Below are 21,013 nucleotides of genomic sequence, written 5' to 3' on the forward strand. Positions count from 1 at the left end.
GGAAAATTTTTATAGAAAGTGTATAATAAATAAGGCTCCCATTGGGAGCCTCATCTTACTATTTTGAAAAGTAAATCTTAACTAATCACTTCGCCATTCCCTACAGCATCAGTGTCAGGGTTAACAAATACCAGTTTGCCTTCGGCATTTTGTGTCATAAGTATCATACCCTGGCTCTCTACACCGCGAAGGTTGCGGGGCGCAAGATTAACCAATACGGTAACGCGTTTGCCAACTACTTCTTCCGGTGTAAAGCTTTCTGCAATACCCGAAACTATAGTACGAACATCAATACCTGTATCTACCTTAAGTACTAAAAGTTTGTTAGCTTTCGGCATTTTTTCTGCTTCCAGAATAGTACCTGTACGAATATCCATTTTTGAGAAATCCTCATAGGTAATAAGCTCTTTTTGCGGTTCAGCTTTTTTGTTTTCGGCTTTATTGGCTGTTTTTGTAGCCTCAAGGCGTTCTACCTGTTTTTGTATATCTTCATCTTCAATTTTGGCAAAAAGCAGTTCGGCCTGACCGATTTTATTGCCTGCAACAAGAAGTTTTTCTTTTAGTGTAATATCGTTCCACGATAGTGAGCCTTCACTTAGTGCAAGCATATTTTTAAGTTTGGCAGCAGTAAACGGCAGGAACGGTTCAGAAAGCACTGCTAATGCAGCTGCTATTTGCAGGGCAACATACATTTGTGTTTGTACACGTGCGGCATCGTCCTTAATTACTTTCCAGGGTTCTTCGTCTGCCAGGTATTTGTTGCCAAGACGTGCCAGGTTCATAAGTTCGGATAATGCTTCCCTGAAACGGTAACGCTCTATAGAAGATGCTATAACGGCAGGGTAGGCGCGCATTTCGGTAAGTGTAGCTTCGTCCACATCGCTAAATGCGTTAGGCGAGGGTACAACACCTTCGTAATATTTATTGGTAAGTACTATCACACGGTTAATAAAGTTGCCGAAGATAGCTACCAGCTCATTATTGTTTCTTGCCTGAAAATCTTTCCAGGTAAAGTCGTTATCTTTTGTTTCAGGTGCGTTAGATGTTAATGCATAACGCAGTACGTCCTGTTTGCCGGGAAAGTCTTCAAGATATTCATGCAGCCATACAGCCCAGTTTTTAGAAGTAGAAAGTTTGTTGCCTTCAAGGTTAAGAAACTCATTTGCAGGAACATTGTCCGGAAGGATGTAAGATCCTTCTGCTTTAAGCATAGCAGGGAATATTACACAATGGAATACAATATTATCTTTCCCTATAAAGTGAACCAGTTTAGTGTCTTCACTTTTCCAGTATGGTTCCCAGTCTTTTCCTTCACGCTGTGCCCATTCTTTAGTAGATGAAATGTAGCCAATAGGCGCATCAAACCATACGTAAAGCACTTTACCTTCTGCACCTTCTACAGGAACCGGAATACCCCAGTCAAGATCGCGGGTTACGGCACGTGGTTTAAGTCCGTCATCCAGCCATGATTTAACCTGACCGAATACATTGGGCTTCCAGTCATTTTTATGGCCTTCAAGTATCCATTCGCGCAAAAAAGTATCATACTGATCTAGCGGAAGGAACCAGTGTTTGGTTGATTTTAATACCGGCTTACTACCTGTTATAGTCGATTTTGGATTTATAAGATCGGTAGCATTAAGAGATGAACCACATCTTTCGCATTGGTCACCATAGGCTTCTTCATTACCACATTTTGGGCAGGTACCTATAACAAAACGGTCGGCAAGAAACTGGTGTGCTTCCTCATCATATAGTTGCTCTGTTATTTCTTCAATAAATTTACCTTCTTCATACAGTTTCCTGAAAAACTCTGAAGCTGTTTCATGATGAATTTTTGACGATGTACGGGAATAATTATCAAATGAAATACCGAAATCTTCAAAAGACTGTTTTATTATGGTATGATACTTATCTATTACCTGTTGCGGAGTAATGCCCTCTTTTTTAGCTTTCATAGATATCGCCACTCCGTGCTCATCGCTTCCGCAAATAAATGCCACATCTTTGCCCTGAAGCCTTAAAAAACGTGAATAAATATCTGAAGGCACATAAACACCTGCAAGGTGACCTATATGTATTGGGCCATTAGTATAAGGTAAAGCAGCCGTAATAGTATATCTTTTTGGATCTTGTAACATCTCATTCGTAAATTTAGAAATGCAAAAGTACGAAATTATTGGGTATGTTATTGTGCTAACAATTGAGCTTGCAGTACTAAATTATATGTGTTTTAGTGTTACTTACAATTTGTGAAATTTGCCTTAAAACCTCTTTGTTTTAAGAGTAACGCAAAAATTTTGGTTAAGTTTGTTTAAACACAAAACAGATTCAATGCAAAGGCTTTTTTTATTACTGCTGTTACTATCTATATCGTTACAGGCACAAAACCCGGTTAAAATTCCGCCATACCTAAAAAAGGGTGATACTGTTGGTATTTTAGCTACTGCCAGAAAAGTAGATATGGCTCCGCTTGACCCTGCTATAAAACTGCTTAAAAGCTGGGGGCTTAATGTTGTAACAGGAAAAACCATTGGGCTTGATAATAACGATCAGCTAGCCGGTGCCGACTGGCAGCGTGCTACCGATTTTCAGCAAATGCTTGATGATCCTTCTATAAAAGCAATATGGAGTGCTAAAGGCGGATATGGTACCGTAAGGATGGTAGACAGGATAGACTTTACCAAATTTAAACAGCACCCTAAGTGGATTGTTGGATTTAGTGATCTTACCGTTTTGCACAGCCATATAAACAACCTTGATGTTGCTACATTACATTCAATAGCTTGTATAAGCGTTAGCAGGGCTACGCCCGAGGCTATAGAAGGTTTACGAAAAGGGCTATTTGGCGGGAAAATAGAATATACAATTCCGGCGCATACATTTAACAAAACAGGTAAAGCACACGGCGAACTTGTAGGCGGAAATTTGTCGGTACTATATAGTATTATGGGTTCGGAATCTGAAGCGGATTACAAAGGAAAAATAATTTTTATTGAAGACCTTGATGAATATTTATACCATATAGACCGAATGATGATGAACCTGAAAAGGAACGGCTATTTTAAAGATGTAAAAGGAATTATTGTTGGCGCAATGAGCAAAATGCGCGATAATGATATACCCTGGGGGCATGACGCACTGGAAATTATACAGGATATTACTAAAGAATATAAAATCCCTATTTGTTTTAATTTTCCTGCCGGACATATTCAGGATAACCGTGCCCTGGTTTTTGGAAAACAGATAACTATGGAAGTAACTGAATCGGAGACAAAAATAATTTTTGACTAATGGCCGAGCATAACGATTTAGGTAAACTGGGTGAAGAAAAAGCAGTAGAGTATTTGCAAAAGAACGGCTACACTATTTTGCAGACCAACTGGGTGTATCTTAAAGCGGAAATTGATATTATTGCCCAAAAAGGAGATATACTGGCTGTTGTAGAAGTTAAAACACGATCCAGTTTAGACTTTGGTTTGCCACAGGACTTTGTAAAGCCAAAAAAAATTCAATTGCTTGTAAAAGCTATAAATGAGTATGTATTACAAAATGATATTGATGCCGAAGTACGGTTTGATATAATTTCGGTTTTTAAAAATGGTAATACGTTTGAAATTGAACATCTTGAAGACGCTTTTTTCCATTTTTAAATTTCAATTAAAGGTGGTTTATGTTAAAAATATTCCTATTTTAGCCCTACTCAAAAAACCTCTATTTTTATTTAACTGATATTTTTTCGCAAAAAATTTTGTGCCGGAATGTTTTTTGTACATTTTTGCATTGTTAAATATATAACAATTTGTTTATTTTTTTATATTTGTTCGCAAAAACACCTACAACTCAATCGATTAGGCTATGAAGACAATTTCATCGGTAGTAGAGCACTACATTAAAACAAAACCATTTTTGTTAAGCGCGTTATCGCAGGGTATAATAAACCTTACTTCACTGGCCCGTAACATGATGCCAGAACTGGAACAGGAACTGGGTAAAGATGTAAAGCAGGGGGCAGTAGTAATGTCGCTTAAAAGACTGTCTGAAGATCTTGATTTCCGTGTAAACCACAAAATAGTAAAAGTGCTGAGAGCTATAGGCGAAATTACTGTTCGTTCATCGCTTACAGACTTTACTTATGCTGTATCTGATACTATACTTAATAAACAGGCTGAACTTATAGCCAGCATTAATACTAACCCTGAAGTTTTTTATACATCATCAAGAGGTGTAAATGAAACTAATATTGTGGTAAGTTCTTCTATGAATGCAATTGTAGATCGCTTGTTTGCAGATGAAAAACAAATAGAGCGTACAGAAGATCTTGCATCGATAACTGTTAAGCTTCCTAAAGATAATATTTCTACTCCGGGTGTATATTATTACATCTTCCAGCGTTTGGCATGGGAGGGTATCATTATAAGCGAAGTAATTTCTACATCTTATGAGTTTACTATATTAGTAAGTGAACAGGAAGTTGATCTTGCATTTAAGGTAATTAAAGACCTTAAAAACCTATAAAAGTAATTAAGAATAATAACATACCACCCTTCTACTACAGAAGGGTTTTTTATTTCAATCAAAATAATTATAGTATTATTAAATAATATATCTTTGCAGAGTGATTAGTCAATCTGTAAATGATAAGCGAAAAGATTTATTGGCGGCAGCCTTGAGGCTGTTTGTTCAATATGGTTTTCATGGTACCCCTACAAGTAAGATTGCCAAAGAGGCAGGAGTGGCAAACGGAACGCTTTTTCATTATTATAAAACAAAGGAAGATCTTATTGTTTCGCTGTATATCGATATTAAAGCCCGAATGGGAGAATATATTGAAATAAATGAAATCGAGGCTAAGAACGCTAAAAAGAAATTCAGGAATCAGTTTACTTCAGTTATCTACTGGTCGTTAGAAAATCAGGATGAATTTTATTTTATACAGCAGTTTCATACATCGCCTTTTACAAGTTTAATTCCGCCGGAAGAAATTAAAATGCAGTTAAACAAAAGCTGTACGCAGATAGAGAAAGCCATTAAAGAAAAAGCTATTAAAAATAGAGATACTAACTTAATCTTATCTTTAATGACAAGCCACATTTTTGGTGTAAACCAATATCTTTTAAAAACTCAGATCACAGAAAAGGAACAAAAAAAAGTTATTAAAGATGGCTTTGATATGCTATGGAAAATGATTTCCTAAATTTTTTTAAAAATTGTAGAGTGATTAGTCAGTCTATAAAATAAGAATTTATAATATTAATGAAAAAAAGAATAAAAAAAATAGTTATGATATTAGGTGTTATAGTAGTGCTGCTTGTTGTAGGTGTGGCAATTTTTTTGCAATCTCCAAGCTTTGGAAGGCGTCCGTCAGGTGAGAGGCTAAAGGCAATAGAGCAATCTAAGAATTATAAAGACGGGCAGTTTCAAAACCTTAGTTATACCCCCGATTTAAAAGAAGGGGTAAGCTATTATACTGTTTTTAAAGATTTCTTTTTTAGCAAGAGTAAAAGAAGTAAGCCAAAAAATGTAATGCCATCGCAAAAAACAGATTTGCTTCATCTTGACCCTTCAGAAAATGTAATAGTATGGTTTGGGCATTCGTCTTATTTTATGCAGGCAGATGGAAAAACAATTTTGATGGATCCTGTATTTAGTGGCGCAGCTTCGCCCATAAGTATTACAACAAAAGCATTTGCAGGGAGTGATGTATATACTGTTGATGATTTGCCGGAAATTGATTTATTGTTTATATCTCACGACCATTGGGACCATCTTGACTATGAAACTGTATTGAAATTGAAAGGCAAGGTGAAAAAGATAATTACAGGTCTGGGTACAGCAGAACATTTTGAACGATGGGATTATGATACTGCTATAATTGAAGAACGGGACTGGAATGATACTATAGATCTAGGAAATGGTTTTGTGGTGAATACTACACCTGCGCGTCACTTCTCAGGAAGAGGGTTAAAACGAAATACGGCTTTATGGATGTCATTTGTACTGAAAACACCAACACTTAATTTATATTTGGGTGGAGATTCAGGTTATGATAGCCATTATAAGGCGATAGGAGATAAATTTGGTCCGTTTGACCTCGCTATCTTAGAATGCGGACAGTATAATGAATATTGGAAATATATACACATGATGCCCGAAGAAGTTGTAAAGGCTGCTGCCGAATTGAAAGCTAAAAAACTTATGCCTGTACACTGGGCAAAGTTTTCGCTGGCATTGCATGATTGGGATGAGCCAATACTACGGCTTACTGCTGCAGCAAAAAAACAAAATATACCACTTGTCACACCTATGATTGGGCAGAAGGCAAGCCTTACCAAGAATGAAGTATTTACCGAATGGTGGTTGGGGCTGGAGTAAAATAGAACGCCGGTTAAGTATAGCTTAACCGGCGTTTTTTTATTTACCATTCAGTTTTAGTCAAAAGATGCACTTACTGAGGCAACAATAATACCATCAGAATCGGCTGTGCCCTCTATAGATTTTTTAAGTTTAGAACCCTGATAAACACTAAGCTTAATTTTTTCACCAGGTGCAGCGTCAATGGCAGAAGCGCTAAATCCTCCTGCATAAGTATCATTATCCGCGGTATAGGTCATGCTCCATGGTAGTTGAGATACTTCTGTCGTTGTGCCTCCACCGTTTTCAGTGTAGGTTACATCTATATTACTACCCGAATAGTTTCCTGTTATTTCATACTTAATTTCTCTTGAAGAAACAGAACCTTTGTCGTCGTCGCCTGAACATGATGTCAGCGATGCTGCTGTCATGAATACAGCAAACAGATAAATGAAAGGATTTTTCATACGTATTGGTATTAAATGTTAGTCCGGCAAATATATATTTCCGGCTTTTTAAACATTCTTAAAATGTAGGATTTAACCTAATTTTAACCAATTTATTAGTGCTGTTGTTAATGAGTTCTTAACGATTCTTTTATTGTAATGTCCTGGCTATTCAAAAACCATTTCCAAAAGCTCCAGTGCCTTTTTAGGTGATTTTACATTTTCAAATGTAAGCAATAGCCTAAGGCCGTTTTTAGTTTGCTTTTCTTTCATTTTAGCCAGTGTCTGGTAACGCTGTACAAATTGTAAAACCTTTCTGAAAGCAGGAGACTGGTAATAGTCTGACTGCTGGTCGCCTACAAAATAACCTACCATTTTACCCTGCTTAAGCACCAGTTTTTCGAGTCCCATTTTAGTGGCAAGCCATTTTATACGCATGCTTATGAGCAATGCCTGTGCCTGTTTTGGCAATGGCCCGAAACGGTCGATAAGCTTGGCTTCAAAAGCTACAAGGCCTTCTTCATCTTTAATAGCACCCAGCTCATTGTAAAGGTTAAGACGTTCGGTAATGTTGTTTACATATTCATCCGGGAAGAGTAATTCAAAATCAGTATCAATTTGCAGGTCTTTTACATATTCCTTTTCTTTACCGCTATCTCCTTCGGCTTCATCATAAAGATCTTTAAACTCATTTTCTTTAAGCTCATCAATGGCTTCATTCATAATTTTTTGATAGGTATCAAAACCTATCTCGTTTATGAAACCGCTTTGTTCTCCACCCAATAAATCACCTGCACCTCGTATTTCAAGATCTTTCATGGCAATATTAAAACCGCTGCCCAGTTCGCTAAACTGCTCCAGTGCCTGTATGCGTTTACGGGCATCTTCCGTCATGGCAGAATAAGGAGGTGTTATAAAGTAGCAGAATGCTTTTTTGTTGCTTCGGCCTACGCGTCCACGCATTTGGTGCAGATCAGACAGCCCGAAATTATTGGCATTATTTATAAAAATTGTATTGGCATTAGGTACATCAAGTCCGCTTTCTATAATAGTAGTTGCTACAAGTACATCAAACTCGCCATTCATAAAGGCAAGCATAAGTTCTTCCAGCTTTTTACCATCCATTTGTCCATGACCTACGCCCACTTTTGCACCGGGTACCAGTCGCTGAATCATACCGGCTACTTCTTTAATATTTTCAATACGGTTATTAATAAAGAATACCTGTCCGCCACGTTGAATTTCGTAAGAAACAGCATCACGGATAACCTCTTCGTTGAAGCCGACTACCTGAGTTTCTATAGGGTAGCGGTTTTGCGGAGGAGTAGTAATTACAGATAGATCGCGTGCCGCCATAAGCGAGAACTGAAGTGTTCTTGGTATTGGGGTAGCGGTTAAAGTAAGCGTATCTACATTTTGAGCTATGGTTTTAAGCTTGTCTTTTACATTTACGCCAAACTTCTGTTCTTCATCTACAATTAAAAGTCCAAGGTCTTTAAACTGTACATTTTTGTTTACAAGCTGGTGGGTGCCTATAAGAATATCCAGTTTACCATCGGCAAGCTGCTTTAAGGTTTCTGATTTTTGTTTTGCTGTGCGGAAACGGTTAAGGTAGCCTATACTTACCGGCATATCTTTAAGCCTTTCGCTAAAAGTGCGGTAGTGCTGATAGGCTAATATGGTTGTAGGCACTAATATGGCAACCTGTTTACCATTATCTACAGCTTTAAATGCAGCACGTATAGCGACTTCTGTTTTACCGAAACCAACATCGCCGCATACAAGGCGGTCCATAGGTCGCTCACTTTCCATGTCGGCTTTTACATCACGGGTAGCAGTAACCTGGTCGGGAGTATCTTCATAAATAAAAGATGATTCAAGCTCTGCCTGAAGATAGCTGTCGGGCGCATACTGGAATCCTTTTTCCAGTCTTCTTTTTGCGTAAAGCTGTATAAGGTTAAAAGCAATGTGTTTTACCCTTGCTTTTGTTTTTTGTTTAAGTGTTTTCCATGCACTGCTGCCCAGCTTATATATTTTGGGCGGTGCACCGTCTTTACCATTATATTTAGAAATTTTATGCAGCGAGTGTATGCTTACATACACAATATCATTATCTGCATACACAAGTTTTATGGCTTCCTGTGTTTTGCCATCTACCTGTATTTTTTGCAGTCCGCCAAATTTTCCAATACCATGGTCTATATGAGTAACATAATCACCTACAGATAATGAGTTCAGCTCTTTTAAAGTAATTGCTCCTTTTTTTGAGTAGCCATTCTTAATACTGAATTTGTGGTAACGCTCAAATATCTGATGATCTGTATAACAGGCAATTTGGTTTTCTTCATCAATAAAGCCTTCATATAAAGGAAAAACAATGGTTTTATATTGTTTTCTTATATCCTCATGGTTGGCTTCGTCAAGGCTTTCAAAAATATCATGAAAACGTTTTGCCTGTGCCTCATTAGCGCAAAAAATATAATTTTTATAGCCATTACCATGATTATCGCTTAAATTGTTAAGCAGCAGGTCGAACTGCTTGTTAAATGATGGCTGAGGCTGTATATGATATTCAAAAGTTTTTTGTGTTTTAAAAACAGTTTTATTTCCAAGTTCGGCAATAGTAAAGTCTAATGCCTTTTTTATAAATGCCTCCTGATTAAGAAACAGTTCTTCGGGTGTGGCATGCTTAATATCTTTAGAAAGCTTTTCAAAAGCTTCGGTTGCTTTTTTATATAAAACGTCAAGCTGAGCAAATAAGGCTTCGGTATTCTGAATTAAGATAACTGTTTTTTCGTTTATATATTCCAGAAAGCTTTCACGTTTTTCCTGCAGCTGCTTATTTTCTACATTTGGAATAACCGTGATTTTATTCTTTTTGTCTAACGATAACTGAGAAGCAACATCAAATGTACGTATACTGTCCACTTCATTACCGAAGAATTCAATACGATACGGATTATCATTAGAGAATGAGAATACATCTACAATACCCCCGCGAACGGAAAACTCGCCGGGTTCGGTAACAAAATCTACACGGCGGAATTCATATTCAAACAGTACCTCATTTATAAAATCTATAGAAACCTGATCGCCTACCGCTACTTTTAGGGTGTTTTTTTCAAGTTCTTTTCGGGTAACAACTTTTTCAAACAAAGCCTCTGGGTAGGAAACAATAAGAGCTGGTTTTTTGCGCGAATTAATACGATTTAGCACTTCTGCACGCAACAGTATATTGGCATTATCTGTTACTTCAATTTGGTAAGGACGACGATACGAGCCCGGATAGAACAATACATCCTGATCGCCTATAAGCTGTTCAAGGTCGTTAAGGTAATAGGCAGCCTCTTCCTTGTCTTTAAGAATTAAAAGAAAAGGAAGTTCGCTCTGGCGGAACAAAGGGTCTGTAACAAAAGAAAGGGCAGAGCCCAAAAGTCCTTTTATTTGGATTTTGTTTTCGCGCTGCTGTAGTGCAGCAACGATTTGTTTTACTTTCGCCGACTGGCTGTATCTGTCTACTATTTCAGGTTTCAATTTATTGCTGTATTCAGTTGCGCGTTATATTTGAAATTCCCGGGCGTGCCGGCGGCGTAACAGTTTGTGTTCTTAACTGATTTTCAGGATTTGCCATTCGAACCGTGTCTAAAGCTTTAAGCATTTCTTCCTCTCCTGCTTCTTTTTTTATCTCGCTAATTACGATCATTTCATTCATCTGGTTTTGCAGCGAAGTTGTTTCATGTGCAACTTCTTTAATAAGAGCCATTACTCTTTTCTCAGGTATTACCTCCAGATTGATGTAAGTGTAAAGTGATTTTATTTTAGTGTTAAGTACACCAATGCGGCTGCGAACCTGAGGTTTATTAAAAAATGACGGAATATTATTTTTTAGTTCGTCAGACTTAATAACAAGGTTTTTGCTTTTTTGCCTGAAGGCATTTAGTGAGCCGGTAGGCTTTTGCATTAATTCGGTATTGTATTGCTGCCACTCATTCCAGCCTTTTATCTGTTCAGCTACTTTTGGGGTGGGTGGAGCTACATCAAACTTCCAGTTCTCATTTATGACTTTAAGTATAGAATCGTTTAGTTTTGCCGCCTTTGCAGTTTCGGCTATACGTTGCGCCTCGTCATCCTTGCAGGAAAAAAGTAATATTGAAAAGCAGCAAAGCACAATGAGTTTCAGGTATTTCATGTTTCATGATTGAAAAAGCAAATTTACAAATGTTACACCAATATGTAAGAAGTGTAAAGCAATTCTTTGGAAAGATTTAATATAAAATTATCCTGGAAGGTTTACTATAAAGAATTATCAATAGTATCTTATTTTTCAGGATACTGCATTATGAGCGTCGATAAAATCACAATCTTTCAAAAAAAAGTTACAGGAGCTGGGCCACAGATTAAAATTCATAATTTGAAAGCATTATATTTGTGCCCATAAATCAACAATTATGGCAAAAATTTTAATTATAGGCGCATGTGGCCAGATAGGTACCGAACTTACCAAAAAACTTAGGAGTGTATATGGAACTGAGGCGGTAGTAGCTTCGGATATCCGTAAAGGTGAGCCTGAATTTGTGGCATCGGGCCCTTTTGAGGTTGTAAATGCACTTGATTTTAATCAGATAGAAACCATAATTGAAAAGCATGGGGTAGAGGAAGTATATCTTATGGCAGCACTGCTTTCTGCAACTGCGGAGAAAAACCCTGCCTTTGCATGGGATTTGAATATGAATTCGCTTTTCCATGTGCTTAACCTTGCCAAAGCTGAAAAAATAAAAAAGATATTCTGGCCATCCAGTATTGCCGTTTTCGGTCCTACTACACCTAAGCAAAATACGCCGCAATATACCGTTATGGAGCCATCTACCGTTTACGGTATATCCAAGCAATCGGGTGAAAGGTGGTGTGAATACTATAATAAAATTTATGGGGTAGATGTGCGAAGCATCCGTTATCCGGGCCTTATAAGCTGGAGCACACCTCCGGGAGGCGGTACTACAGATTATGCGGTAGATATTTACCATAAGGCGTTAGCTGATGGCAAATATACCTGCTTTCTTAGCGAAGAAACACGTTTGCCAATGATGTATATGGACGATGCTATACGTGCTACAATTGAAATTATGCAGGCACCTGCTGAGAATATTAAAATACGCTCATCTTACAATCTTTCGGCTATGGATTTTACGCCTAAAGAAATAGCAGAAGCAATTAAAAGAGAAATACCTGATTTCACTATAGATTATGCGCCTGACTTCCGTCAGAAAATTGCAGACAGCTGGCCGCAAAGTATTGACGACAGCAGTGCAAGACAGGATTGGGGATGGAAACATGATTTTGATCTGGCTTCAATGACTGCAGATATGCTTGAGCATTTAAGTGAGAAAGCAGAATAATTACACTATTTAGTTATATTAAAAGCAAATGGCAGGAGATACCTGCCATTCGCTTTTAGATCTATTTTTTCTGTAGTTTCTCGATCAAAGTATTTTCATATTCTGCTTTCAGCGGAATTACTTTATCGGTAACGTTATTAGGTATTGTCATAGAGAGAACATAATGCTTTATTTTCCAATCGTTACCTTCTTTTTCTAATACCCCGGATCCGCGGCAAATTTTCATCCAGGTATCCAGCAATTCATCAAACCATGCAGTTTTTCCGTCTTTGCTAAAATAAACGTGGCGTTCAAGGGCTTTAAAGTCCCACGCTTTTCCACTGATAAAATAAGGTCCGGAAAAAGTAGCAAAAGCTTTTTTGTCCCAGTTTTCATTAGCATCAGTTCCAATATAAATGCCATCGTCGGCAATTTTACTAAAATAGCCATTATAATCTGCTTTAGCGGCGGCGTTGTGCCAGTTGTCTAAAAGAACATTAATAGTTTTGGTTTCATCAGCCTTATTAGTTTCGGGTGATTTCGTCAAAAGGTAAGTGCTAATAGAAAGTGATACTATAGTACAGATAACAGTTAGTTTTTTCATGGGATGACTTTTTTATAAAAGTAAAAAAATATCCTGTGAAAATTACCCCAGCATTTCGTTATGTTGCGAAATATCAAGTCCCAATTCTTCGGCTTCTTCAGAAACACGAAGCGGAATAAAGAAATTGGTAACTTTATATAATGCCATGGCTCCAAAGAAAGAAAATGCTGCAACAAGTACAATTGCTATCATATGATGGCCAAATACATTCCACCCGCCATGCATTAAACTGGCATTATCACCCTCGGCAAAAATAGCGGTAAGTATCATACCCATAATACCGCCTACGCCATGGCAGGCAAATACATCAAGGGTATCGTCTATACGTTTAAGGCGTTTCCAGTTTACCATAATATTAGATACTATAGCTGCTGCAAAGCCAAAGAAAATACTTTTAGGTACAGAAACAAATCCGGCTGCGGGGGTTATGGCTACCAGGCCAACAACTGCACCGATACACGCACCAAGAGCCGAAACTTTTCTGCCGTTGAGCCTGTCAAAGAAAGACCATGTAAGCATAGCGGAAGCTGATGCTATAGTGGTTGTGGCAAAAGCCATAGCAGCGGTGTGATTGGCAGCGAGCGCAGAGCCTGCGTTGAAACCAAACCATCCAAACCAAAGCATTCCTGTGCCTAACAGTACAAACGGAATGTTGGTAGGTATATGTTCAAGGTTTTTTCGTTTGCCAAGGCAAAGTACTCCGGCAATGGCTGCAAATCCGGCACTCATGTGTACTACGGTGCCTCCGGCAAAGTCTTTTACGCCAAAATACGCCCCAAGCAGTCCTTCAGGGTGCCATACCATATGGCAAAGTGGAGCATATATAAATATAGAGAACAAACAAATAAATAACAGGAATGATATGAATCGGATACGTTCTGCGAGTGCTCCTGTTATAATAGCAGGTGTAATTATGGCAAATTTCATCTGGAAAAGGGCAAACAATATAAAAGGTATAGTAGCTGCCATTTTTGAGTGCGGATGCTCATCTACAAAATCGAAAAAAGCAAAATCTGACGGGTTGCCTATAAGTCCATAATGTGTACCTGCTATTTCTATACCAAGCGGACTTCCAAACGACAAACTGAATCCTACTACTACCCATAACAGGCTTATAACACCTAAACAGATAAAGCTTTTAAGCATAGTAGAGATCACATTTTTTTTACCTACCATTCCGCCATAAAAGAATGATAATCCCGGGGTCATTAGCAAGACCAGGCAGGAAGCGGTAAGCAGCCATGCAACATCGGCGGGAACAATACTATCTGTTGAATTAAATTGTGCAGAACTAGCGTTAACAGCAGCATGATCCCAAAAAAGCCCTGTTATTGCAACAGCAGTGGTAATTAAAAAGGCAGCAATCCATCTTTTTTCTATTTTCTTTTCCATTATACCCTATAATTTATAGGGGTAAAGTTAATTAATATATTTTTTATGACGCACTCTGCGGTGATTTTTAGGGGATTGACAAAATTTAAGCTTATTTAGCCTCTAAAATTTCAGTTTTAACAAATTAATATTTTTTTAAATGCAATGCAATTTTATAGTAATACCTAAAGTTATGTTAAAAAGCTGAAGGTTATTTAATTACAATTTGAAATTTTGCCCTGATTAAAATTAGTTTTATCAGTATGTTTTAAAATGTGGTTTTCCGTAAATTTTTGGCAGAATAATTGAAGTACAAAACCGATCGACGAAACGTAGGAAATATTCGACAACGTGTTGTAATAGAGAGTGTTAATGTTAATAACTCGTTAAAGTGACATGCTAATTGTGTCGAGGTTTTTTATAACATTGTATCGTCCAATCAATAAATAAAAACAAAACCAAACCAAACCAAACCAATGAACACATTAGAACACACCATCGAAGACTACAAGCTCTTCGAGGCCATTGCCGACATTGCATTTATTGCAGGGCAGAAGGGATTTTTTTCAGGAGATTCAAGAACTGATATTGCCGAGTTTATCTTATGGGCTAAAGAATTTGAAAATATCCATGAGGATACCAACTGGGATGAAACTGACTATCAGGGATCTATTGAGGCTTTTACCGGACACAAGCTCAGGATTGATCTTCAGTAAACCAGAACTGCTTAACCCCCAACGGCTGCCTTGTCTATCGTTTCTATAATGATGACAACGCAGCCGTTTAAGTTTTTAGATTAAGTTGAAGTGTTAAATTTTATATGAGCAATTTTTTCTTCAAAATAGATTTTACCGAATAAGTTTTTTTCTATTTCGGTTTTTGAAATTAGTATTTCATTAAATCTTTTTATACTATCAGAATAATAAATTATTTCATCTTTAATTTTAATTATAGGGAAATGATCATATAAATTAGGCTCATTATTCCAAACTTGTACTGGATTCATTCCTAATGCTAAACACCGAAAAAATTCAGTTATTTTATATTTATATATTTTTATTAGGTCAGTGTGTTTATAGTCTAAAGGATCTGCGTTTTCAAGTAAATTAATGACGTCCTGTAGCTTATACTGTTCAATTCTATATGATAGTAACATAATTTCTGATAATAATTTTGACATTTTACTATCTATCATTATCAAATTATTGAAAAATATATTGTTTCTACAGCCAATGAATTTCAGAATTCCACCTCTATCTTCAATAAATTTAATCTTTGAATAAATGTTTGTTGAACTTAAATTTTCAACATCATTTTTATTTAAGATTATCTTATCGATTCGGTAAATAAATTCCGTATTCGAAGAACCTTTTAAAAGGAATGGTGGTTTTAATATGTGGTATTTAATGGGTTTAATAATCATTAATTGCCTTTTTATCAAAAATCACATCTCTGTGATACTCTAAAAATTCTTTTTTTGGCATGTATTTTTTTGGCGATGAAATACTTTTATTTTCTATTAAGGCAAATGAGTTACCATAGTATTCCATTTTTTCCTTTTTCTTTAAAGAAGAAGAAAGTAATATTTTATAATTTTCATCTAAAGTTATATACCCTTTATCAAATGCTCTATCGTATAAAGCGGACAAACAAATACCGTTTTCAGGGTTTAATCTTTTATTTTCATCTTTAGACCAAGGTAAAATATGACTAGCAAATAATAAATCGGGAATATCAATTCCAGTGATAGCACATTTAGAAGAATAATTTGCAACAACCATTTTTCTGAAAACAGATTGATTAACCCTAGTTTTTACCGCTCTTATCTTTGTTTCTCCTTTCAAGTTTTTAATGTCAAAAAGTAAATCGCTATATTTTTCTTCTATGGTTAAATGCTGTTTTTCTGCTAATATTTTTTCACTTTCATAAATTAATTCTTCTTTATTATTAGAGAATTCTTCCCATATTTGCTGTACTCCTGAACCGCTATTTTTTAATCCTCCGACACCTCTATCTTGATGATAAGGATCTAAACTAGCAAAATTTCCTAATCGCATTCCGACGGCACTGGGAGTTCTTCCAATAATATTGGCTAGCTTAATAACTTCGGAATTACCTTTGTGAGTTTTCCCGAATTCTATTTTTAGATAAAGGTTGAACGCTAAGATCAATTCCTCTCTACTCCAGGGTCTTTGTTTTTCAGGCATGAGCTAGTCTTCTTCAGTTAGAAACTCAAAGCTACAATTTTTATTTAGACATTTATTGATTTGTAGTAGAGGTAATAAGTTGCTTAAATGTGATGTAATAATATCTGTCTTAGCACCACATAGAGGGCAAGTAGTTGGTTGGTTCAGAATAAATATATACCTCCGTTGGTTAACCATAAACAAAAATAAGAACATCCATTTGATTTAGCAGCCTACAATTGGCCTCACAAAAAAACCGGCCTTAAAGCCGGTTCGTTGTTTAATAATGTTTTCCACGTCCGTGGTAGTCGTGATGCCCGTGGTGTTTCGGGCCTCTATAATGTTTTTTATATACTTTGTGGGGTTTGTAGTAGGTGTAAGGGGTTCTTCCATAATAATTTGTTACCACTACTTTAGGTCCTCTATATAAATTATAACCTCTGTAGGGTGCAGGCAGGTAGGCATTGCGCACCCACTGACCGCGATTGATGTAAATATAGTGTCTTGTGCTAACGTCGTAATAAGTATTTATTTCGGGCAGGTAATAGTATCGTACTTGAGTGTGCACGGGCGGAGCCCATGCAGGAGGTGTACCGATATTCATATTAAGGCTAACTGAAATCTGAGCCTGTGTGCTGCCGGCAGCCATAAACGCTAACCCTATCAGCAATGTTTGTAACGTTTTCATGATCTGTCAATTTTAATATTAGTTGTTAGCGTAAATTCAACATCTGTGCCAAAAAAAGTTTGAAGCAGCAAACAAGATCTAAGAAAAGGTGTAGATAGTTAATAAAATTTATCACTAAATTTACAGGATATTCCCTCAAAATGAGAAGTTATGGAGTCTAAGAAAGAGCTAACTGAAAAAATACTTAAGATCACTATCTTAATACAGGAAAAGTACCCCGAGCTTTCTAAATATTTAAGTGAAGTACAGGAAACCTTACCTTCGTTTGAGCATCCTGAAGTTGATGCATCGGCTTTGGCTAAATATTATGAAACCCTGGACGAAATGCTTAAAGATTACCTTATGGAGCATCCGGAGTTATAATTGCAGGTGAGTTTGGCTAAAAAGTCTTCTACGGTGCAGTATTTATCGGAAGGCAGTTTCTTTTTCAATCTCATTTTGCAAACCCTTACGCTTTGGGGCGAAATACCAAGAATATTAGCCATGTCTTTACTGTTTAACTCAAGGCGCATAAGTACCAACAGCCGTATTTCTGCTTCGGTTAATGTTATGCCGCTTTCCCTGAGATTGGCAAAGAAACCGGGATAAATAGCTTTAAATCGTGTTTTAAAGGCTTCCCAGTTATCATCGGTCAGAATTTTTTGTTCCAGTAGTCCGGCAATTTCGTCGTCGCTAACTTCGTCAACAGATTCCTTATTATTGTTTTCTTCCTGCAACCCCTGAATGATAGCATTTTTAGCCGAAAGGTCTATAATGTATGTTTTTAATTCCTGTTCTTTTATTGCGAGTATTTTACGTGAATTATACAACTCTGTTTCAAGCTGCCTTTTCTTAAAATGTATTCCTGAAAAATAGCGGTATATAAAAAACGCCGCTATTAACACTACTGCAAGTATGCCAAAGGCAATAGTGAGCAGCCTGTTGTTGGCCATATCTTTTTCATTTTGCAGATTTTTTATGCGAAGGTTTTTTACTTCAACACTTAGATCGGCCTGATTTTGAGATAGTCGTTCGCTTTGGCTTGCCAGCATCATGTCTTTTTCTACTTCATGATGTTTTTTGTAGTAATACAAAGCCGAGTCGGGACCTGCAAAACGTTCATGGCTTAAAGAAAGGCTATGGTAGGCCTCATTAATACGCACTTTACTTTTAGATTGTAAACTATAATCAAGGCATTTGCGTGCGGCTTCAAAGGCTTTTTTGCTGTTGCCTTTTTCTGAATATACATTAGCTATATTTTGCCATGCTGTTGCAAGTCCCTGTGTGTAATTATTTTTTTCGCATTCTTCAAGCGATAATCTGTAATAAGTAAGAGCTTCATCAGGTTTTTCCGAATAGCGGTACAACTGCCCCTGATTATTATACGCTATAGCAAGATCTTTATGGTTGTCAAGCTGTTTAAATAATCCTATTGCTTTATTATTATGCTCAAAAGCGGGCTTGAAGTTGTAGGTTTGTTTATAAATTAAGGCTCTGTTGGTATGTGTTAAACCTAATAACCGTTTTAGGCCTAACTTTTCGGCAATGCGGGCAGACTCATTATAGCATTCCATGGCCTCGTCGTTGTTTCTCAGGCTCCAGTGTACGAGTCCTATATTGTTAAGCACATTGGCCATTTGTTCCTCATTTTTTTCTTTCCTGTATTTTTTATAGGCTTTAGAAAAATGTTCCAGTGCCTGCTGATAATTACCTATTTCCCAATCTTTACTTCCAAGTTCGGTAAGGCTGTCAGGCAGGAGGGGTGTGTAAGCTTCACATTTTTCGTGTCTGTTATTATTGCAGGCAATACAAAAAAGCAATAGTACTATTGCTGTTAAACTAGTAAGGTATTGTTTCAGTTTATGTTTCCCCATAATTAAACCAAATATAAATTTTTATGACCTGTAATTTAGTATTCATGCATAAAAAATATACATACACATCAGGAGAATAAAAGTGCTTTCAAATTAAATCCAATAAAAAAACCTGCAGGGGTATAAGGAACCCTGCAGGTTATGAAACGCAAGGCATCCAACCAAACCACGTTTCAGATTTTTTTAAAAATAGGCCCCTTAAAATCTCTTTTAAAGAGCCCCGCTGAACCTAAATTAACTGCGTTTATCTTTATGTTGCTTTGCTAATTAACCCCAAATAAAAAATAGAGCAAACTGCGTTTAATTTAATTTGCTGTAAAAGTATCTTAGGTCACATTATTTCCCAATAAAACAGCGTTGACATAGGTGTTGACAAAAACGTTTTACTATGTTGATATTTGATATTTAAAGTCTTGCGTTATAAAAAAATAACCCGCATGCTGATCGGCCATGCGGGTTATTTAGATTTTTAGATTTAAAATTAAAAGATCACTTTGTTATTAAGTCTTTTTGATGTTTCATTTACCAATATTTCATGTAATAATGCCTCGTTAGAAGGAGTTTGTTTTGTTACAACTACTGAGTCTACCGAAAAGGCATTTAAAGCTTCAGAGACAGAAAGAGTATTTTCAGCCGAATCTTTACGTCCGTTAAAAGGGAAGGTATCGGGGCCACGCTGGCATTGGGCATTAATGTTTATACGCCCAAGCTGTCCTGCCAGCTGATCTATGTAAAACGAAATATTTTGAGGGTCTTCACTAAAAATACTTGCCTGCATTCCATATTTAGATTCTGTAATATAATCTACAGGAGCAGCCGGATCGTCAAACGCAACAACAGGTATAACAGGTCCAAATTGTTCTTCCCAATAAATTTTCATATCGCGGTTTGCAGGGTATACTATTGCGGGTCTCATTAAAGAATAGCCCTGATTTCCACCACCATCATTAGCATTTATTATAGTTGCACCGTATGCAATAGCATCATCGATACATTCTTTAAGATAGCCCGGTTTTTCGGGTTCGGCAAGCGGAGTTACAGACACACCTTTGTCCCAGGGCATTCCCAGGGATAATTTATCTATTGCTTCGGCTAAAAGGTTGTTGAATTTATCTACTATAGATGAATGTACAAACAGTATTTTTAAAGCGGTACATCGTTGTCCGTTAAACGAAAGTGTCCCTGTAACAACTTCTTTTATGGTAGCTTCAAGGTCGGCATCTGGTAATATAATGGCGGCATTTTTAGCATCCAGTCCTAATACAGCATGTAAACGGTTAGATTTCGGGTGCATTTTTTTAAGGCTGTCGGCTACCCTGCTTGAACCAATTAATGCCAATACATCTATATGGCCCGACTGCATTAAATAAGGTACAATATCACGCCCGCGCCCATATACTGTATTTACAACTCCTTTAGGAAAATGTTCTTTAAACAGATCGAGCAAAGGGTTAAATAAAAGCGTACCGTATTTTGGCGGTTTGAACAATACCGAATTACCATTTATAAGTGCGGGTATAAGCATGGTAAAAGTTTCGTTTAGGGGATAGTTAAAAGGTCCCATGCAAAGTACAACGCCGTAGGGCAGTTTTTTTATCTGTCCTATAAAACCATTAGTAACCCTAAACATAGATGACTCATTATGGAGCTGCTTAACAGTTTTAATGGTTTCTTCAATATATTCAATAGTACGGTCAAATTCCTTTTCGGCATCGGCAACGCTTTTGGCAATTTCCCAAACTATAAGTTTTACAATCTCTTCGCGATGCTCTTTAAGACCCTTAGTAAAACCTTCCATAGCTTTAATGCGTCCTTCGGCTCCCATCGATGGCCATTCGCCACGGCCATAGTCATGAGCATTAAGAGCAGCTTTGAGTGCAAGTTCTGCCTCTTTTTCTGTAGCAAGAGGGTAACTGCCAATTTCAAGCGGAGCGGCTTCGTGTCCTTCTTTTTTCACGAATATCTGCGAGTAAACGGTATGGACGGGTCCGCTCCAGTCAATAAACTCGCCATTAATAAGTATTCGTTTTTGATGCAGGGGCTGAGACAGCCTTATGCTTTCCGGTATGTCGTTTTCATGCGGAAAGGCATTCTGCAGGTCATTTGTTGTTTGCATAATAGAGAATTTTAGAGATA

The 21,013-nt window shown here is 37.1% G+C and carries 19 protein-coding genes; 8 read left to right on the forward strand and 11 right to left on the reverse strand.

What is annotated here, in order from left to right:
- Positions 1–77: 77 nt before the first annotated feature.
- Positions 78–2,141, reverse strand: a complete 2,064-nt coding sequence (gene metG, locus NHE85_RS06635) for a methionine--tRNA ligase (protein WP_252810912.1) — start codon at positions 2,139–2,141, stop codon at positions 78–80.
- Between the two features lie 193 nt (positions 2,142–2,334).
- Here metG and NHE85_RS06640 point away from each other — a divergent pair, with 193 nt between their 5' ends.
- The 5 genes from NHE85_RS06640 (at position 2,335) to NHE85_RS06660 (ending at position 6,375) form a co-directional block, all read left to right on the forward strand.
- Entirely contained in the window at positions 2,335–3,294 is a 960-nt protein-coding gene (locus tag NHE85_RS06640) for an LD-carboxypeptidase (RefSeq protein WP_252810913.1), read from the forward strand.
- Complete coding sequence (locus NHE85_RS06645; protein ID WP_252810914.1) at positions 3,294–3,653, forward strand: YraN family protein; 360 nt, start codon at positions 3,294–3,296, stop codon at positions 3,651–3,653. The genes NHE85_RS06640 and NHE85_RS06645 overlap by 1 nt, the downstream gene beginning before the upstream one ends.
- 205 nt (positions 3,654–3,858) lie before the next feature.
- Positions 3,859–4,518 carry an aspartate kinase gene (locus NHE85_RS06650; RefSeq protein WP_252810915.1) on the forward strand — a complete coding sequence of 220 codons (660 nt, stop codon included), beginning with the start codon at positions 3,859–3,861 and terminating at the stop codon, positions 4,516–4,518.
- A 100-nt stretch (positions 4,519–4,618) separates the two neighbouring features.
- On the forward strand, positions 4,619–5,197 hold the full coding sequence (locus NHE85_RS06655; RefSeq protein WP_252810916.1) for a TetR/AcrR family transcriptional regulator: 579 nt from the start codon (positions 4,619–4,621) through the stop codon (positions 5,195–5,197).
- Between the two features lie 59 nt (positions 5,198–5,256).
- Positions 5,257–6,375: an MBL fold metallo-hydrolase gene (locus NHE85_RS06660; protein WP_252810917.1), complete on the forward strand. Its 1,119-nt coding sequence runs from the start codon at positions 5,257–5,259 to the stop codon at positions 6,373–6,375.
- Between the two features lie 56 nt (positions 6,376–6,431).
- Here the strand turns inward: NHE85_RS06660 and NHE85_RS06665 are convergent, their stop codons facing one another.
- The 3 genes from NHE85_RS06665 to NHE85_RS06675 all read right to left on the reverse strand — a co-directional run bounded on the left by NHE85_RS06665 (position 6,432) and on the right by NHE85_RS06675 (position 10,989).
- Positions 6,432–6,821 carry a hypothetical protein gene (locus NHE85_RS06665; protein ID WP_252810918.1) on the reverse strand — a complete coding sequence of 130 codons (390 nt, stop codon included), beginning with the start codon at positions 6,819–6,821 and terminating at the stop codon, positions 6,432–6,434.
- A gap of 147 nt (positions 6,822–6,968) precedes the next feature.
- Positions 6,969–10,283: a transcription-repair coupling factor gene (gene mfd / locus NHE85_RS06670; protein ID WP_374676573.1), complete on the reverse strand. Its 3,315-nt coding sequence runs from the start codon at positions 10,281–10,283 to the stop codon at positions 6,969–6,971.
- Between the two features lie 64 nt (positions 10,284–10,347).
- Positions 10,348–10,989 (reverse strand): hypothetical protein, encoded by a 642-nt coding sequence (locus NHE85_RS06675; RefSeq protein ID WP_252810921.1) that lies wholly within the window; start codon positions 10,987–10,989, stop codon positions 10,348–10,350.
- A 256-nt stretch (positions 10,990–11,245) separates the two neighbouring features.
- On the opposite strand from NHE85_RS06675, the gene NHE85_RS06680 reads away from it, so the two are divergent.
- Entirely contained in the window at positions 11,246–12,196 is a 951-nt protein-coding gene (locus NHE85_RS06680; RefSeq protein ID WP_252813283.1) for an L-threonine 3-dehydrogenase, read from the forward strand.
- Positions 12,197–12,257: 61 nt separating this feature from the next.
- On the opposite strand, the gene NHE85_RS06685 is transcribed toward NHE85_RS06680, so the two are convergent.
- Together NHE85_RS06685 and NHE85_RS06690 are read right to left on the reverse strand one after the other, a co-directional pair.
- Positions 12,258–12,779: a nuclear transport factor 2 family protein gene (locus NHE85_RS06685; protein WP_252810923.1), complete on the reverse strand. Its 522-nt coding sequence runs from the start codon at positions 12,777–12,779 to the stop codon at positions 12,258–12,260.
- 42 nt (positions 12,780–12,821) lie between these two features.
- Complete coding sequence (locus NHE85_RS06690) at positions 12,822–14,171, reverse strand: ammonium transporter (RefSeq protein ID WP_252810925.1); 1,350 nt, start codon at positions 14,169–14,171, stop codon at positions 12,822–12,824.
- A gap of 455 nt (positions 14,172–14,626) precedes the next feature.
- Here NHE85_RS06690 and NHE85_RS06695 point away from each other — a divergent pair, with 455 nt between their 5' ends.
- Positions 14,627–14,866 carry a hypothetical protein gene (locus NHE85_RS06695; RefSeq protein WP_252810927.1) on the forward strand — a complete coding sequence of 80 codons (240 nt, stop codon included), beginning with the start codon at positions 14,627–14,629 and terminating at the stop codon, positions 14,864–14,866.
- An 80-nt stretch (positions 14,867–14,946) separates the two neighbouring features.
- Here the strand turns inward: NHE85_RS06695 and NHE85_RS06700 are convergent, their stop codons facing one another.
- The 3 genes from NHE85_RS06700 to NHE85_RS06710 all read right to left on the reverse strand — a co-directional run bounded on the left by NHE85_RS06700 (position 14,947) and on the right by NHE85_RS06710 (position 17,024).
- Positions 14,947–15,573 carry an HpaII family restriction endonuclease gene (locus tag NHE85_RS06700; RefSeq protein WP_252810929.1) on the reverse strand — a complete coding sequence of 209 codons (627 nt, stop codon included), beginning with the start codon at positions 15,571–15,573 and terminating at the stop codon, positions 14,947–14,949.
- Positions 15,563–16,357: an HNH endonuclease gene (locus NHE85_RS06705; protein WP_252810932.1), complete on the reverse strand. Its 795-nt coding sequence runs from the start codon at positions 16,355–16,357 to the stop codon at positions 15,563–15,565. The genes NHE85_RS06700 and NHE85_RS06705 overlap by 11 nt, the downstream gene beginning before the upstream one ends.
- A 259-nt stretch (positions 16,358–16,616) precedes the next feature.
- Positions 16,617–17,024 carry a hypothetical protein gene (locus NHE85_RS06710; RefSeq protein ID WP_252810934.1) on the reverse strand — a complete coding sequence of 136 codons (408 nt, stop codon included), beginning with the start codon at positions 17,022–17,024 and terminating at the stop codon, positions 16,617–16,619.
- Between the two features lie 150 nt (positions 17,025–17,174).
- Here NHE85_RS06710 and NHE85_RS06715 point away from each other — a divergent pair, with 150 nt between their 5' ends.
- On the forward strand, positions 17,175–17,387 hold the full coding sequence (locus tag NHE85_RS06715) for a hypothetical protein (RefSeq protein WP_252810936.1): 213 nt from the start codon (positions 17,175–17,177) through the stop codon (positions 17,385–17,387).
- On the opposite strand, the gene NHE85_RS06720 is transcribed toward NHE85_RS06715, so the two are convergent.
- Together NHE85_RS06720 and NHE85_RS06725 are read right to left on the reverse strand one after the other, a co-directional pair.
- Positions 17,360–18,877 carry a tetratricopeptide repeat protein gene (locus tag NHE85_RS06720; protein WP_252810938.1) on the reverse strand — a complete coding sequence of 506 codons (1,518 nt, stop codon included), beginning with the start codon at positions 18,875–18,877 and terminating at the stop codon, positions 17,360–17,362. The genes NHE85_RS06715 and NHE85_RS06720 overlap by 28 nt on opposite strands.
- 481 nt (positions 18,878–19,358) lie before the next feature.
- Positions 19,359–20,993, reverse strand: coding sequence for an NADP-dependent glyceraldehyde-3-phosphate dehydrogenase (locus tag NHE85_RS06725; RefSeq protein WP_252810940.1), 1,635 nt, complete (start codon positions 20,991–20,993; stop codon positions 19,359–19,361).
- Positions 20,994–21,013 lie beyond the last annotated feature (20 nt).

This window comes from Flavobacterium sp. NRK1, from assembly GCF_024054175.1.
Classification (GTDB): domain Bacteria; phylum Bacteroidota; class Bacteroidia; order Flavobacteriales; family Flavobacteriaceae; genus Flavobacterium.

Bases quoted from the DNA above. Each gene is read 5' to 3' on its own strand.
- NHE85_RS06650 (WP_252810915.1), top strand. From the start codon at position 3,859: ATGAAGACAATTTCATCGGTAGTAGAGCACTACATTAAAACAAAACCA.
- NHE85_RS06695 (WP_252810927.1), top strand. From the start codon at position 14,627: ATGAACACATTAGAACACACCATCGAAGACTACAAGCTCTTCGAGGCC.
- NHE85_RS06710 (WP_252810934.1), bottom strand. From the start codon at position 17,024: ATGAAAACGTTACAAACATTGCTGATAGGGTTAGCGTTTATGGCTGCC.
- NHE85_RS06665 (WP_252810918.1), bottom strand. From the start codon at position 6,821: ATGAAAAATCCTTTCATTTATCTGTTTGCTGTATTCATGACAGCAGCA.
- NHE85_RS06720 (WP_252810938.1), bottom strand. From the start codon at position 18,877: ATGGGGAAACATAAACTGAAACAATACCTTACTAGTTTAACAGCAATA.
- NHE85_RS06725 (WP_252810940.1), bottom strand. From the start codon at position 20,993: ATGCAAACAACAAATGACCTGCAGAATGCCTTTCCGCATGAAAACGAC.
- NHE85_RS06675 (WP_252810921.1), bottom strand. From the start codon at position 10,989: ATGAAATACCTGAAACTCATTGTGCTTTGCTGCTTTTCAATATTACTT.
- metG (WP_252810912.1), bottom strand. From the start codon at position 2,141: ATGTTACAAGATCCAAAAAGATATACTATTACGGCTGCTTTACCTTAT.
- NHE85_RS06660 (WP_252810917.1), top strand. From the start codon at position 5,257: ATGAAAAAAAGAATAAAAAAAATAGTTATGATATTAGGTGTTATAGTA.
- NHE85_RS06715 (WP_252810936.1), top strand. From the start codon at position 17,175: ATGGAGTCTAAGAAAGAGCTAACTGAAAAAATACTTAAGATCACTATC.
- NHE85_RS06640 (WP_252810913.1), top strand. From the start codon at position 2,335: ATGCAAAGGCTTTTTTTATTACTGCTGTTACTATCTATATCGTTACAG.
- NHE85_RS06705 (WP_252810932.1), bottom strand. From the start codon at position 16,357: ATGCCTGAAAAACAAAGACCCTGGAGTAGAGAGGAATTGATCTTAGCG.
- NHE85_RS06690 (WP_252810925.1), bottom strand. From the start codon at position 14,171: ATGGAAAAGAAAATAGAAAAAAGATGGATTGCTGCCTTTTTAATTACC.
- NHE85_RS06685 (WP_252810923.1), bottom strand. From the start codon at position 12,779: ATGAAAAAACTAACTGTTATCTGTACTATAGTATCACTTTCTATTAGC.
- NHE85_RS06700 (WP_252810929.1), bottom strand. From the start codon at position 15,573: ATGATTATTAAACCCATTAAATACCACATATTAAAACCACCATTCCTT.
- NHE85_RS06645 (WP_252810914.1), top strand. From the start codon at position 3,294: ATGGCCGAGCATAACGATTTAGGTAAACTGGGTGAAGAAAAAGCAGTA.